This window comes from Streptomyces sp. NPDC058371, assembly GCF_042723265.1.
Lineage (GTDB): Bacteria > Actinomycetota > Actinomycetes > Streptomycetales > Streptomycetaceae > Streptomyces.
The window spans coordinates 947,701-960,497 of record NZ_JBHXJC010000001.1 but is presented as its reverse complement, the minus strand read 5'-3'; the positions used below and the strand labels follow the sequence as shown (position 1 = coordinate 960,497).

The following is a 12,797-nucleotide window of genomic DNA, read 5'->3' as shown; positions in this document are numbered from 1 at the left end:
GGAGCGGGCCGGCGGCGAGACCGCTCGCGCATGCTCGACCCACGCGACCGGCATTCCCGCCGGTCACAGCCGTACGGGAGGTAGCCGTGCCGACACGCCCGACGATCCACAGGACGTACCGCACGCTGACCGCGGTGGTCGTGCTGGCCGCCGCTTTCGGCCTGGGAGCCGCGGACGAGTCCACCGCGGGGGCAGCACACCGGTCCCCGGCACCGCCCGCGTCGACGCCGGCAACGCTGTGCGCGCCCGCGGGCACCCTGGAGGGCGAGGGCGGCCGACGCGCCAACGTGAGTCTGTGCGCGAGCAGCGGCGGTCCCCAGATGTCCGTGTCGGCCCCGGCGACCTGCCGCCGGGCCGGGTCGTCCGTCACCTACGCGTGTCTGACCTCGGGCACCTGGACGGCGCGGCGCGCGGGGCAGACCGTCGCCTCGGGAACGCTGCCCGGCGGACGCGACTACCCCGGCCCGGGCACCTACGAGATCACCGGCGAGGTGCACGTACGCTCCACGCCCGAGGGTGTCGATCTGCAGGGGCGCGTCCACGCCACGCTGACCCTGTCCGGGCCGAAGCCCGCGCCCACGCACCGCATCGAGGCCGACCGGAGCGCGGTGCCCCCGAAGACGGCGACCACCGTGACGTACACCGTCTCGCGCGACGCCGACCAGGGCGACGGGAGCGCGCGCTTCGGGCTCATCGGGCAGGAGGAGTCGGGCGTGGAGCTGACGACGGACGATCCCCGCTGCGTCAATCCCCTCATCGGCCGCTATCCGTCCACGGAGCGGAGCATGCACGCACTGGACTGCGCGCTCACCGACCTTCAGCCGGGGCGACCGGCGAGCGTCGTCGTCGAGGTCGCGGTCAAGGAGGCGTGCACGACCGTGGTGTCCAAGCTGGGTTACTGGATGCCGCAGGGCCAGGCCGTGTACACCGGCGGAATGCTCGTCGGACCCACCCTCAGGTGCGCGGCGTGAGCAGGTCCAGCACCCGCTCCCACCCGAACGGCGCGCGCCCGCCGTCCTCCTGCGCTTCACCGGCGTACGGCTCACCGAACCGCACGCCCATCTCGCGCAGCCGCTCCACGCTCGCCCGGTAGGCGGGGTGGGCGGCCAACGCGTCGCCCACACAGGGCAGCACGGCGATCGGGACGCCCAGGCCGTAGGCCTCGCACAGGGTGCCCAGCGCCAGGGTGTCGGCGATGCCCGCGGCCCATTTGTTGACGGTGTTGAAGGTGGCCGGCGCGACGGCCACCGCGTCGGGAGCCGGGAAGGGGCGGGGGTCGCGGGGCGACCGCCAGGCGGAGCGGATCGGCCGCCCGGTCCGCGTCTCGACGGCCGCCGTGTCGAAGAAGCCGAGGGCCTGCGGGGTGGCGATGACGCCGACCTCCCAGTTCCGGTGCTGGGCCGCGGTGATCAGCTCGTCGACGTCCTGCGCGATGCCGGCCGCGCAGACGACGACGTAGAGGAAGGGCTTCTCGGCGTGTTCGGTCACTCGAGAACCCTAGTGATCCGTAAGAGCCGTAAGAGCCGTTACTGCCGCGGGAACGAGTTCCCGCGCTCCGGTTCCGGGCGCGGGCCGAGGATGCGGCGCTCCCTCTCCTCGATCCGTACGTCGCCCTCGGGGACCGGCTGTTCCTGCTCGCCGGGGGCGCGAGGGTCACCGCGGGCATCGGCCGGAGCGCGGAGCCGGCCGGGCGGGCCGGCGAGGCGGCCCGGCTGCTGGTCGACGCCTGCCGACCGGAAGGCCGGCCGAGGCGAGCGCCCGCCTCGACCGACCTGGCTTCTGGGACCGACCGGCCGGACCTCAGTCCCCCGACACCGTGATGGCGCTCACCGGGCAGGACCGTGCCGCCTCCCGGACCATCGGGTCGCCGCCGCCGTCCTCGCGGCCGGGCAGCAGCTCGCTGAAGCCGTCGTCGTCCTGGGTGAAGACGCGTGGCGCGGCCAGGGCACACTGGCCGGCGCCGATGCAGACGTCCTTGTCGATATCGATGTCGATGCTCATGCCCGAAGCCTCTTACCAGGTCACGGGGAGTTCCAGCATCCCCTGGATCGTGTCGCCCGGCTTGAAGGGGATCTCCTCGACCGGGGCGGCGAGCCGCAGACCGGGGAACCGGCCGAAGAGCGAGTGCAGGGCGATCTCCAGCTCGGCCCTCGCCAGGTTCTGGCCCAGGCACTGGTGGATGCCGAACCCGAACGCGACGTGATGACGGGCCGAGCGCTGCCAGTCCAGGGCGTCCGGCTCCTGGAAGGTGGCTCCGTCGCGGTTGATGACGGAGGTGGAGAACACCACGCCCTCGTCGGCCCGGATCGTCGCGCCGGCCACCTCGATGTCCTCGGTGGCCACCCGCAGCAGTCCGTCCGCGATGGACAGGAAGCGCAGCAGCTCCTCCACCGCGGCGGGCAACAGGGCGGGATCGGCCCGCAGTTCGGCCAGCCGCTCGGGGTGCCGCAGCAGCGTGAAGGTGCCCAGCGAGATCATGTTCGCCGTGGTCTCGTGCCCGGCGACCAGCAGGATCGTGGCCAGCGAGAGCAGTTCGCTCCGGTCGAGCGCGCCCTCGCGCAACTGCTCCTGGATGAGCTCGTCCAGCAGCCCGTTCCCGGGGTCCTTCTGTTTGCGGTCGATCAACGCGCCGAAGTACGCGTCGAGTTCGTCCCGAGCCGCCTCGGTGTCGGCCACGGCCGGGCCCCGCAGCAGCCGGCGGGACTGCTCCTCGAAGAAGTCGTGGTCGGCGTACGGGACCCCGAGCAGGGAGCAGATCACCATCGAGGGCACGGGCAGCGCGAAGGCGTTCACCAGCTCGGCCGGCGGGCCCTGTTCCGCCATGGCGTCGAGGAGCCGGTCGACGGTCTCCTGGATGCGCGGGCGCAGTGTCGCGGTCCGCTTGAGGGTGAAGCTCGGGACGAGCATCCGGCGTTGGGTGCGGTGCTCGGGGTCGTCGACGCCGAGCAGGGCGACACGACGGTCCCGGGACGCGGCGAACCGCTCCGTGGGCGTCGGGAAGGAGGGAAGGGTGCGGTCGGACGACAGGCGTGGATCGGCGAGCAGCTCCCGTGCCGCCGCGTGCCCGGTGACGACCCAGACGTCGCGTCCGTCGTAGAGGGTGATCCGCGAGAGCGGGCGCCCCTCACGCAGGGGGTCGTAGGCGGTGGGCGGGTGATAGGGGCACGTACGGTCCTGGGGGAAGGCAATGGGTTCTGTCATGTATGACCTCGCAAGCAGTGGTTCTCCCTTGCCGATCTTCATTAGATGCCCAGGGCACCTAAAGGGCCATGCGAAGTTCGGCCAGATGCCCGGGAGCGTTGATCTGGCCGAACTCCGTAGCTCCCGGCCGGCCGTGACCGACGAAGGGGACGCGGCACAACGGCAGTTCTTCCCGCAAGCAAAGGTGACGGGGCCCTTCCGCTCTTTGCCGGCGGCGACCGCCCTGGTGGCGGCAGATGGCTTGTTCTTTCGGTTTCCGTGGCTGTGAATACGCGCCGGCGCATCCGGCGGGGACTCGGAGGGCGCATCAGGACCACCGCTCCCGAGGCCGGTCACCGCTCTCGGGTGTCCCCGGTGCCGCGTAATCCAGTTGCAACGGCAGCTCCGCCGACCACAGGATCTGCGCATGTCCACGACTGAAGCCTTCCTGCCGCCGACCTTTGCCGCCGCTCGTCCGGTGCGGGGCCGGCAGCAGCCCGGCCGACCGTGGAGGCCCGATCCCGCGCGCTCGTGACCGCCGCGCTCGTCGCGGGGCTCCTCGCGGGCTACGGCATCGCCATCCCCGTCGGAGCGGTCGCGACCTACCTCGTCTCCCTCACCGCTCGTACCTCGCTGCGGACCGGCGTGTGCGCCGCGCTCGGCGTGGCGACCGCCGACGGGCTGTACGCCCTGGTGGCCGCGCTCGGCGGTTCGGCACTCGCGTCCGCGCTGCAACCGGTCCTGGTGCCGCTGCGCTGGACCGCGGGCCTGGTGCTGGTCGCGCTGGCGGTCCGGGGCGCGGTCTCGGCCGTGCGCCAGTACCGCGAACGACGGCTCTCCGCCCGCTCCGGACAGGATCCGGTGCATCCGGCGCGCGCGTATCTCGGGCTCCTCGGGATCACTCTGTTGAACCCGACCACCGTGATCTACTTCGCCGCGCTGGTGCTCGGCAGCCGTACGACCGAGGAGGTGAGCGCCCTGGATCAGGGGGTGTTCGTGCTCGCCGCGTTCGCCGCGTCCGCGAGCTGGCAACTGCTGCTGGCCGGCGGTGGCGCGCTCCTCGGCCACGCCCTCACCGGACGCCGGGGGCGACTGGTCACGGGCCTGGCCTCCAGCGCGGTCATCTTGGCCCTGGCCGTACGCATGCTGGTGTGGCCGGCGTGATCCGGGCCTCCGTCACCCGTCCGGCGCCGAGCGGGGTGCGGATGATTTGCGCGGGTACCGGTGTTGAATCTTGATGGAACGGACCAGTACGACGCGACGATGGGACGGCAGTCATGCCTCTTGAGGGCGAGTACGAACCCAGCCCCACGCAGTGGGTGCGGGATCAGGTGGAGCTGTACGAGCGCTCCGGTGGCACGGAAGGGACGACGCTGCAGGACACGGGCCTGCCCGTCATCATCCTCACCACCAGGGGAGCGAAGAGCGGCAAGATCCGCAAGACTCCGCTGATGCGGGTGGAGCACGACGGACGCTACGCGGCGGTCGCCTCGCTGGGCGGTGCCCCCAAGCACCCCGTCTGGTACTTCAACGTCCAGTCCGATCCGCAGGTGTCGCTCCAGGACGGCCCGACGCACCACGATCTGACGGCCCGTGAGGTCACCGGCGACGAGAAGGCTCTGTGGTGGGAGCGAGCGGTCGAGGCGTATCCGTCGTACGCCGACTACCAGAAGAACACGGAGCGGGAGATCCCCGTCTTCGTGCTGGAACCGACCGACTGAGCGGTCACCAGGCCCGGACATGCGGCGCAGAACCGCCCGCGTGACGTACGCCGGCAGTCCGGCCGAAAGAGCCAGGAGTCCTCGCGCATGATCCCGCGGACGCCGGGCATCCGACCGTCAGGCCCCGCCGCGCTCCCCCGTCGCGGCGGGGCTCTCCGCTGCCCTGCCCTCGCGCGCGGCGGCTCGCGCCGTCGACGCGTCCGTCACATCGAGGAAGATCTGGTCCGCCTCCGGGACGAGATGGGCGACCGATCGCTTGATGCGTACGGCGACGTCCTCCACCACCTCGCTGTCGAGCCCGGGGACGAGGTCGATGCGGGCGGCCACCAGGGTCGAGTCGAGCCCCATCTTCATGGTGAGCAGCGCCTCCACGCTGTCGATCTCGGGCTGCGCGTCCAGTACCGCGCGGATCCGCCCGCTCAGCTCCTCGTCGGCGGCCTCCCCGATGAGCTGGGCGCGGGCGTCACGGCCCAGCCAGTAGGCGACGTAGACGAGCAGCGCGCCGATGGCGAGCGAGGCGGAGGCCTCGTACACGACCTGGCCGGTGACCATGTGCAGCACCATGCCGACGATCGCGAACGACACGCCGAGCACCGCCGTGCCGTCCTCCGCGACGACTGTGCGCAGCGCGGGATCGCGCAGTCCCCCGCCGGAACCGCCGCCCTGCTTGCGCACCTGATGCAGGGCCCGGAGCAGGGAGGCGCCCTCCGCGAGCAGGGCCACGCCCAGGACGACGAGTCCCGTGACATAGCCCCCGAACGATTCCTCGGCGCCGTTCTTGAGGGCCTCGAAACCCTGGAAGAAGGAGAAGCAGCCGCCCATGACGAAGATCCCGACGGCCGCGAGCAGCGACCAGAAGAACCGTTCCTTGCCGTAACCGAACGGATGGCGCCGGTCGGCGGGGCGGCGGCTGCGGCGCAGCGCCGCGAGGAGGAAGACCTCGTTCAGGCTGTCGGCCACGGAGTGCGCGGCCTCCGAGAGCAGCGCGGGCGAACCGGAGATCAGGCCTCCGACGGCCTTGGCCACGGCGATCAGGAGGTTGGCGCCCAGTGCCACCAGTACGGTGACACGCGTCCTGCTGTCCGACTCGTTCGGCTGCTGTTGCGTCGATTCTTTGGCCACACGCCCCGAATGCCCAAGCCCGTCACCCTCACACAGTGGCGGCGGCGGAAATCGGGGAACTCCTCTACCAGGGCCCACGTGCCCGGACGTATCGGAAGGAGAGTCTTCATGAGCGAGGGCGAGGGAAACGCCGCCTTGGGGAAGAAGGAGTTCAAGCGGTCCAGAAGCCATTTCGCGGACCGGGTCACGGCCGACGGCCGGGACGGCTGGCCCGTGGAGGCAGGCCGCTATCGGCTGGTCGTGAGCCGGGCGTGTCCCTGGGCGAGCCGGGCGCTCGTGTCGCGCCGGCTCCTCGGCCTCGAGAACGCCCTGTCGCTCGCGGTCACCGACCCGATCCAGGACGACCGCAGCTGGCGGTTCACCCTGGATCCGGACGGCCGCGACCCCGTCCTCGGCATCCGCTTCCTGAAAGAGGCGTACGACGCCCGGGAGACGGACTACCCGGGCGGAGTCAGCGTGCCCGCGCTCGTGGACGTCCCCAGCGGCAAACTGGTCACCAACGACTACCAGCAGCTCACCCTGGACTTCGCCACCCAGTGGAAGGACCTGCACCGCAAGGGCGCGCCCGACCTGTATCCCGCGCAGCTGCGCGACGAGATCGACGAGGTCATGGCGGGCATCTACGAGGACGTCAACAACGGGGTGTACCGGGCGGGGTTCGCGCACAACCAGGAGCAGTACGAGGAGGCCTGCGCGGGAGTCTTCCGGCGGCTGGAGCTGGTCGCGGACCGTCTCGCGGACCGGCGTTATCTGGTCGGTGACACCATCACCGAGGCGGACATCCGGCTGTTCACCACCCTGGTCCGCTTCGACGCCGTCTATCACGGCCACTTCAAGTGCAACCTCTGGAAGCTGGCCGAGAACCGGGTGCTGTGGGCGTACACCCGCGACCTCTATCAGACGCCGGGCTTCGGGGACACCGTCGACTTCGACCACATCAAGCGGCACTACTACCAGGTCCACACGGGCATCAACCCGACCGGCATCGTGCCGCTCGGACCCGATCGCTCCGGCTGGCTGACCCCGCATCACCGGGAGGAGCTGGGTGGCCGGCCGTTCGGCGACGGCACAGCGCCGGGGCCGGTGCCCGAGGGTGAGGAGGTCCCGGCCCAGGGGAGGCCCTGAGCCCGCCGGGGCGTTGCGCGAGGCCGGCCCGCGTAGACCCCGCCGATCAGGACACACGGCACAGTGCCGGCGACACCGCGTAGGCCGGCGGAGAGGCAGAAGGAGATCCGCATGTCGAAGAAGCAGAAGAAGAAAACGCTCCCGCTCGCCTACAAGCCCGTCGGGTTCGTGCTCGGCTGGGCGGGCGGAGCCCTGGCGGGGATGGCGTTCCAGGCGACGTGGAAGGCGATCCGCCATGAGGACAACGCCCCCGACGCGCTGGACCAGGACCGCGGCTGGGGCGAGGTGCTGTTCGCGGCGGCCGTCCAGGGCGCCATCTTCGCCGTCGTGCGCAGCGCGCTGGACCGTACGGGCGCGAAGGCCATCGAACGCTCGACGGGGGTCTGGCCGGCCGCCGACAAGAGCGGCGGGCGGGACTGAGGTCCGGCGTGCACCGGGCACCACGGCGCCGGTGCCGCCTGGCGTGCCGGTCCCGGCGTGACCCGGCGGCGGTCCAGGGACCGCCGCCGGGAGTCAGCCCTGCTTCGGCGCCGTGGCGGCTATGAGGCGCAGGGTGAAGGAGTGCCCGGCCGGATCGGCGTAGCCGCGCTCCTCGAACGGGCCGGACGCGTCCTTGGTCTCCAGTGGGCGCCCGCCGAGACCCACGACCCGGCGCTCCGCGTCGTCGAGGTCGTTCACGTGGAAGTCCAGGTGCGCCTGCAGGGAGTTCTCGGGGCGCGGCCAGCTCGGCGGAGTCGCCATCACGTCCCGTCGGAACGCCATCCGCAGACCGTCGGCCGACTTGATCTCCACCCGGTTCGCGGTGGCGTCCGTCTCCTCCGCCTCGAGCAGTTCCTTGTAGAAGGTGGCGAGCTTCTCGGGTTCGGCGCAGTCCAGCACGACGACACCTGTCACTACCAGTGCCATGGTTCCTCCGTACGGTCCGGGGCGCGGGCGGCGGCGCCGCCTGCTGCCATCCGTTCCCCGTGTACCCCGTCCGGCCGAATCAGTCGGGCACCAGCCACGCTCCGTCGCGCATGAGGTCCCGTCCCGACAGCTCGTCGGCCTCGCGCCAGGCCTGCACCCGCTGCGGTGTGATGCGGAAGTAGAGGTAGGCGGTGCTGAGTCGACGTGGATCGAATTCGGTCTTCGCGGCGAAGGCGTCGGCAACTCCCTCGGGCAGCTCAGCGGGCTCCAGCGCCTGCACGGTGCCCTCGACGATGACCACGTCACGGGTCGGCCCGATGCCCAGGCGCACCTTGCCGCTCGCGCGCAGGTTCCGCCCGGTGGGACTCGCGCCCGGGGTCGCCACCAACAGGGTCTCCCCGTCCCAGAGGTAGGACAGCGGGACCAGGTACGGGGTGTCCCCCTCGACGTCGGCCGTCGCCACCCAGGCGTCGACGTCGTGGGCGAGTCGGTCGAGGGTGTCCTGCTTGCGCTGTTTCGGGGTGCGGGCCGGTGGGTTCATCGTCGAGCAGCCTCCTGACGGGATGTCATACGCGCCTGGCGGCGGACGTATCTCAGCGTGCGGGGTGAGCGGTGTCTTGCGAGTGTGCGGGGTGGGCGGTGTCTTGCGCAGTCAACTCCGCGAGACGGGCCGCGGCCGCGGCGAGCAGCAGGTCGAGCGCCGTCGGATAGGCGCTGCGCCGCATGTCCGCCACCAGGTGGCGGGCCGTCGCGGCGATGTGCGGGTGGGTGTCGGCGGGCAGCCGTGCGTACGTCGCCCGCCACACGCCGGCTTCCGCGTCCCGGGCGGCACGCGGCAGGGCGACGCTCGCCGAGTCGAGGGCCGCGAAGGCCAGGGTCTGGTCGACGAAGGCGTGGTAGATCCGTACCGCCTCGGGGTCGGGGAAGCCGGCTCCGCGCAGCACACCGAGGATCCGCTCGACGGCCTCGATCTCGTGGATCCGGCCGGTCACGCGGTAGGAGCTGAGCACCGCCGCCTGTGGGTGCGCGAGGGCGCCCTTGTGCATGCGCAGGCCGAGGTCCCGCAGGTCCGCGCACCAGTCGCCGGTGGGGTGCCAGGTGCGCAGCGTCCGGCCGATCAGCTCGTCGGCGATGGCGAGCAGCAGGTCGTCCGTGTCGTGGAAGTACCGGTAGAGGGCGCTGGGGTCGGCGCCCAGGGCGAGGCCGAGGCGGCGGACGGTGAGGGCGTCGGCGCCGTGCTCCTTGAGCAGGCGCAGGGCGGTCTCGACGATCAGTTCCTCGGAGAGCACGACGCCCGTCTTGGTCGGGCGCCGGCGCCGCCGGGCGGCGGGCGGGACGACGCGGTCGGTCACTGCCTCGTCCTCTCTCCTCGGGCGGCACGGTCGCCGGCCGGCTCTCGATCTCGCCACTCGGGCGGGCACGCGCCCCGGGTCTCCCCGGCGGGCGTCTGCGAGGCACCTTATGTCAACGCCGTTGACCTGTTAAGCCCCCGGACAGTTTCATGTCCCGTCACCGGGCCGTTCTCAGGCCCCCGGGTGCAATCGGAGCCGGCATGACACAGAACCCGTACGGCACGGACCCTCCCGCGCCGCCGTCCCTGCGCAGGTCCCTCGGGGTCCTCGACGGTGTCGCCATCGCCGCCTCCAGCACCGCCGCCACCACCAGCATCGGCATCGGTCTCGGGGTGACGGCGGGAGTCGTCGGACTGCATCTGCCGGCCATCATGCTGCTGGCGTTCCTGCCGGTCCTCGGGATCGCGGGCGCCTTCACCCGGCTGAACCGGGTCGAGCCGAACGCGGGCAACGGCTATGTCTGGGTGGGCCGTTCGCTCAATCCGTGGCTCGGCTTCCTGGTCGGGTGGGTGAACATCGTGGCGACGGTGGCGTTCCTCGCGTACACCACGGCCGTGACCGGCTCCGCGCTGATCCAACTGGCCGGGGAGACGGGGCTGCACGAGGTCGAGGGACTCGCCCTGGATCCCGGCTCCACGGCACAGACGACCGCCGTCGGGATCGTCGTCCTCGTCGCGGTGACCCTGACCGCGGTCACCGGAGTCCGCACAGCGGCCCGGCTGCAGAGCGGACTGCTGGTCTTCGAGTACGTGGTCCTGCTGGGGTTCTGCGGCTACGGCATCGTCACCGGTCCGCACTCCTTCAGCCTGAGCTGGTTCGACCCGTTCGCGATCCCGTCGGCGTCGGCGCTCGCGCAGGGGCTGCTGCTGTGCGTGTTCTGCTACTGGGGCTTCGAGTCGGCCTTCACCGTCAACGAGGAGGTGCGTGACCCGCAGGACGCGTCCCGGGCCGGGATCATCACGCTGGTGACCATGCTGGGACTCTTCCTGCTCGGCTCGGTGGCCTTCCAACGAGTGCTGTCCGAGCAGGAGTTGGCCGGTCACGGCGCCCAGGGGCTGGCGTTCTTCGGTGACCGCCTCGCGTCCCGGCCGCTGGCCGCGCTGCCCCTGGTGGCGCTGACGTTCTCGGCCGTGGCCTCGCTCCAGGCCGGAGTCATCCCCACGGCACGCGGCATGTTCGCGATGAGCCGGGACCGTACGCTCGGCCCCGTGTGGTCCAAGGTCAGCGCCCGGTACGGGACTCCGGCGCGCGGGACGCTGCTGATCGGCGCGCTGGCCGCGGTGGTCGCCGTGCTCGCGCTGGTGATCCCGCGGCTCGCCGACATGATCATGGCGACGGTGAACGCGGTGGGCATCGTCGTCGCCCTGTCCTACGCGCTCACCGCCCTCGCGGCCGCCGCGCGCTTCCGGGGCCTGCTGCGCGAGGACTGGCGGCAGGGCGTCCGGGCCGTGGTGCTGCCCTCGCTGAGCGCCGCGGCCCTGCTGGGGCTCGGCGGCTACCTCTGCTGGTCCTTCTACACGTCGGCCGACCACTTCGAGGTCAGCGCGGACAACGGCTGGTTCCTGCTGCTCACCCCCGTCCTGATGATCGCCTCCGGATTCCTGGCCGCCGCGTGGGCCAAGTGGGTCCGCAAGTCCCCCTACTTCCTCGCGGGACACGGCACCGACGCCGACGCGCCCCAGCTGCTGGCCACACACAACTAAGGACGGAAACACCGTGCGCGCAGATCTCCTCTTCACCGGCGGCCCCGTCTTCCTTTCCGAGGGCGCCCAGGGCCCCGGGGGCCCTGACGGCCGCACCGCGACAGCCGTCGCCGTCACCGGCGACCGGATCACGGCCGTCGGACACTCCGAGGTCCATGACCTGATCGGCCCGCGGACGGAGGTGGTGGACCTCGCGGGCCGCCTGCTCCTGCCGGGCTTCCAGGACGCGCACGTCCACCCCGTCCCGGCGGGCCTGGAGCTCAGCCAGTGCGATCTCACGGGGGCGAAGACCGCAGAGGAGACGCTTGCCGCCGTGCGCGTCTACGCCCGGGCCCACCCCGAACGGGAGTGGATCACGGGAGGCGGCTGGTCCATGGAGGCCTTCACGGGCGGTACGCCGACGAAGGAGCTGCTGGACGCGGTGGTTCCGGACCGGCCGGTCTATCTGCCCAATCGCGACCACCACGGCGCCTGGGTCAACAGCCGCGCCCTGGAACTCGCGGGCGTCACCCGGGACACACCGGACCCGGCCGACGGACGGTTCGAGCGGGACGCCTCGGGTGAGCCGAACGGGATGCTCCAGGAAGGAGCCATGCAGTACGTCGGCCGGCTCACTCCCCCGGCCACGGCCGGCGACCGGCTCGCCGCGCTGCTGCACGCCCAGCGGAAACTGCACGCACTGGGCATCACCGCCTGGCAGGACGCGCTCGTCGGCGCGTTCCTGGGGATGGACGACCCGTCGGAGGCCTACCTGACGGCGGCCCGCGACGGTTCACTGACCGCCCGGGTGGTCGGCGCGCTGTGGTGGGACCGCGCGCGCGGGGCCGAGCAGATTCCCGAACTCGTCGAGCGTCGGGCCGCGTTGAGCCACGGCCGGTTCAACGCCACCACCGTCAAGCTGATGCTGGACGGGGTCGCCGAGAACGGCACCGCCGCACTGCTGGACCCCTATCTGGACCGGTGCGGCTGCGCCACCGCCAACCGGGGCAAGAGTTTCATCGACCCCTCCCGACTGCCCGCGTACGTCACGGAGTTGGACGGGCTCGGCTTCCAGTGCCACTTCCACGCGCTGGGCGACCGTGCCGTACGCGACGCCCTGGACGCCGTGGAGGCGGCGCGCAAGGCCAACGGGCCGAGCGACACACGTCCCCATCTCGCTCATCTCCAGGTGGTGCACCCGGACGACGTACCCCGCTTCGCGCACCTCGGCGCCACGGCCAACATCCAGCCGCTGTGGGCCGCGCACGAACCCCAGATGGACGAGCTGACCATCCCCTTCCTCGGGCCCGAACGGGCCGACTGGCAGTACCCGTTCGGGGCGCTGCTGCGCGCGGGCGCGCGGCTCGCGGCGGGCAGCGACTGGCCGGTCAGCAGCCCCGACCCGCTCCAGGGCATCCATGTCGCTGTCAACCGCGTCGAACCGGGCGCGGCCGGGCCGGTGTTCCTGCCCGGCGAGCGGCTCACCCTGGCGGCAGCCCTCACGGCGTACACCGCGGGCTCGGCGTACGCGAACCATCTCGACGAGACCGGGACCGTGCGGGCCGGCGCGCTCGCCGATCTCGTGGTGCTGGACCGCGATCCGTTCGCCGGGCCCGGGGAGGCGCTCGCCGAGACGAAGGTGGCGCTGACGTACGTCGGCGGGGAGCGGGTCTTCGCCGCCCCGGACGCCTAGGGGCTGATCCCCTGGA

At 71.9% G+C, this 12,797-nt stretch carries 14 protein-coding genes; 7 read left to right on the top strand and 7 right to left on the bottom strand.

Features of this window, described 5'->3' with window-relative positions:
* Positions 1-86 precede the first annotated feature (86 nt).
* Positions 87-971 (top strand): hypothetical protein, encoded by an 885-nt coding sequence (locus ACFWM2_RS04180; RefSeq protein ID WP_383272773.1) that lies wholly within the window; start codon positions 87-89, stop codon positions 969-971.
* Here ACFWM2_RS04180 and ACFWM2_RS04175 read toward each other — a convergent pair.
* From ACFWM2_RS04175 to ACFWM2_RS04165, 3 genes are all read right to left on the bottom strand, one after another.
* Positions 955-1,488 (bottom strand): flavoprotein, encoded by a 534-nt coding sequence (locus ACFWM2_RS04175; protein ID WP_383272771.1) that lies wholly within the window; start codon positions 1,486-1,488, stop codon positions 955-957. The two genes, ACFWM2_RS04180 and ACFWM2_RS04175, sit on opposite strands and share 17 nt — an antisense overlap.
* Positions 1,489-1,800: 312 nt before the next feature.
* On the bottom strand, positions 1,801-1,995 hold the full coding sequence (locus tag ACFWM2_RS04170) for a ferredoxin (protein ID WP_383274143.1): 195 nt from the start codon (positions 1,993-1,995) through the stop codon (positions 1,801-1,803).
* Between the two features lie 18 nt (positions 1,996-2,013).
* Positions 2,014-3,201, bottom strand: a complete 1,188-nt coding sequence (locus ACFWM2_RS04165) for a cytochrome P450 (protein ID WP_383272769.1) — start codon at positions 3,199-3,201, stop codon at positions 2,014-2,016.
* A gap of 510 nt (positions 3,202-3,711) precedes the next feature.
* On the opposite strand from ACFWM2_RS04165, the gene ACFWM2_RS04160 reads away from it, so the two are divergent.
* Positions 3,712-4,344 (top strand): LysE family transporter, encoded by a 633-nt coding sequence (locus tag ACFWM2_RS04160; RefSeq protein ID WP_383274140.1) that lies wholly within the window; start codon positions 3,712-3,714, stop codon positions 4,342-4,344.
* Between the two features lie 113 nt (positions 4,345-4,457).
* Positions 4,458-4,901, top strand: coding sequence for a nitroreductase family deazaflavin-dependent oxidoreductase (locus tag ACFWM2_RS04155; RefSeq protein ID WP_383272767.1), 444 nt, complete (start codon positions 4,458-4,460; stop codon positions 4,899-4,901).
* A gap of 117 nt (positions 4,902-5,018) precedes the next feature.
* On the opposite strand, the gene ACFWM2_RS04150 is transcribed toward ACFWM2_RS04155, so the two are convergent.
* A complete protein-coding gene (locus ACFWM2_RS04150) occupies positions 5,019-6,023 on the bottom strand; it encodes a cation diffusion facilitator family transporter (protein ID WP_383272765.1) in 1,005 nt (334 codons plus the stop codon).
* Positions 6,024-6,131: 108 nt separating this feature from the next.
* Here ACFWM2_RS04150 and ACFWM2_RS04145 point away from each other — a divergent pair, with 108 nt between their 5' ends.
* Both ACFWM2_RS04145 and ACFWM2_RS04140 read left to right on the top strand, forming a co-directional pair.
* Complete coding sequence (locus ACFWM2_RS04145; protein ID WP_383272763.1) at positions 6,132-7,148, top strand: glutathione S-transferase family protein; 1,017 nt, start codon at positions 6,132-6,134, stop codon at positions 7,146-7,148.
* 111 nt (positions 7,149-7,259) lie between these two features.
* On the top strand, positions 7,260-7,568 hold the full coding sequence (locus ACFWM2_RS04140; protein ID WP_383272761.1) for a DUF4235 domain-containing protein: 309 nt from the start codon (positions 7,260-7,262) through the stop codon (positions 7,566-7,568).
* Positions 7,569-7,661: 93 nt separating this feature from the next.
* On the opposite strand, the gene ACFWM2_RS04135 is transcribed toward ACFWM2_RS04140, so the two are convergent.
* The 3 genes from ACFWM2_RS04135 to ACFWM2_RS04125 all read right to left on the bottom strand — a co-directional run bounded on the left by ACFWM2_RS04135 (position 7,662) and on the right by ACFWM2_RS04125 (position 9,406).
* Positions 7,662-8,054 carry a VOC family protein gene (locus ACFWM2_RS04135; RefSeq protein WP_383272759.1) on the bottom strand — a complete coding sequence of 131 codons (393 nt, stop codon included), beginning with the start codon at positions 8,052-8,054 and terminating at the stop codon, positions 7,662-7,664.
* A 79-nt stretch (positions 8,055-8,133) separates the two neighbouring features.
* Positions 8,134-8,595 carry a pyridoxamine 5'-phosphate oxidase family protein gene (locus tag ACFWM2_RS04130; RefSeq protein ID WP_383272757.1) on the bottom strand — a complete coding sequence of 154 codons (462 nt, stop codon included), beginning with the start codon at positions 8,593-8,595 and terminating at the stop codon, positions 8,134-8,136.
* A gap of 52 nt (positions 8,596-8,647) precedes the next feature.
* The gene (locus tag ACFWM2_RS04125) at positions 8,648-9,406 is read right to left on the bottom strand and encodes a TetR/AcrR family transcriptional regulator (protein ID WP_383272755.1); all 759 of its coding nucleotides are present in this window, start codon (positions 9,404-9,406) and stop codon (positions 8,648-8,650) included.
* Positions 9,407-9,606: 200 nt separating this feature from the next.
* Between ACFWM2_RS04125 and ACFWM2_RS04120 the strand changes: the two genes are divergently transcribed.
* Positions 9,607-11,109 carry an APC family permease gene (locus ACFWM2_RS04120; protein WP_383272753.1) on the top strand — a complete coding sequence of 501 codons (1,503 nt, stop codon included), beginning with the start codon at positions 9,607-9,609 and terminating at the stop codon, positions 11,107-11,109.
* Positions 11,110-11,122: 13 nt separating this feature from the next.
* On the top strand, positions 11,123-12,781 hold the full coding sequence (locus ACFWM2_RS04115; RefSeq protein WP_383272751.1) for an amidohydrolase: 1,659 nt from the start codon (positions 11,123-11,125) through the stop codon (positions 12,779-12,781).
* Positions 12,782-12,797: the final 16 nt, after the last annotated feature.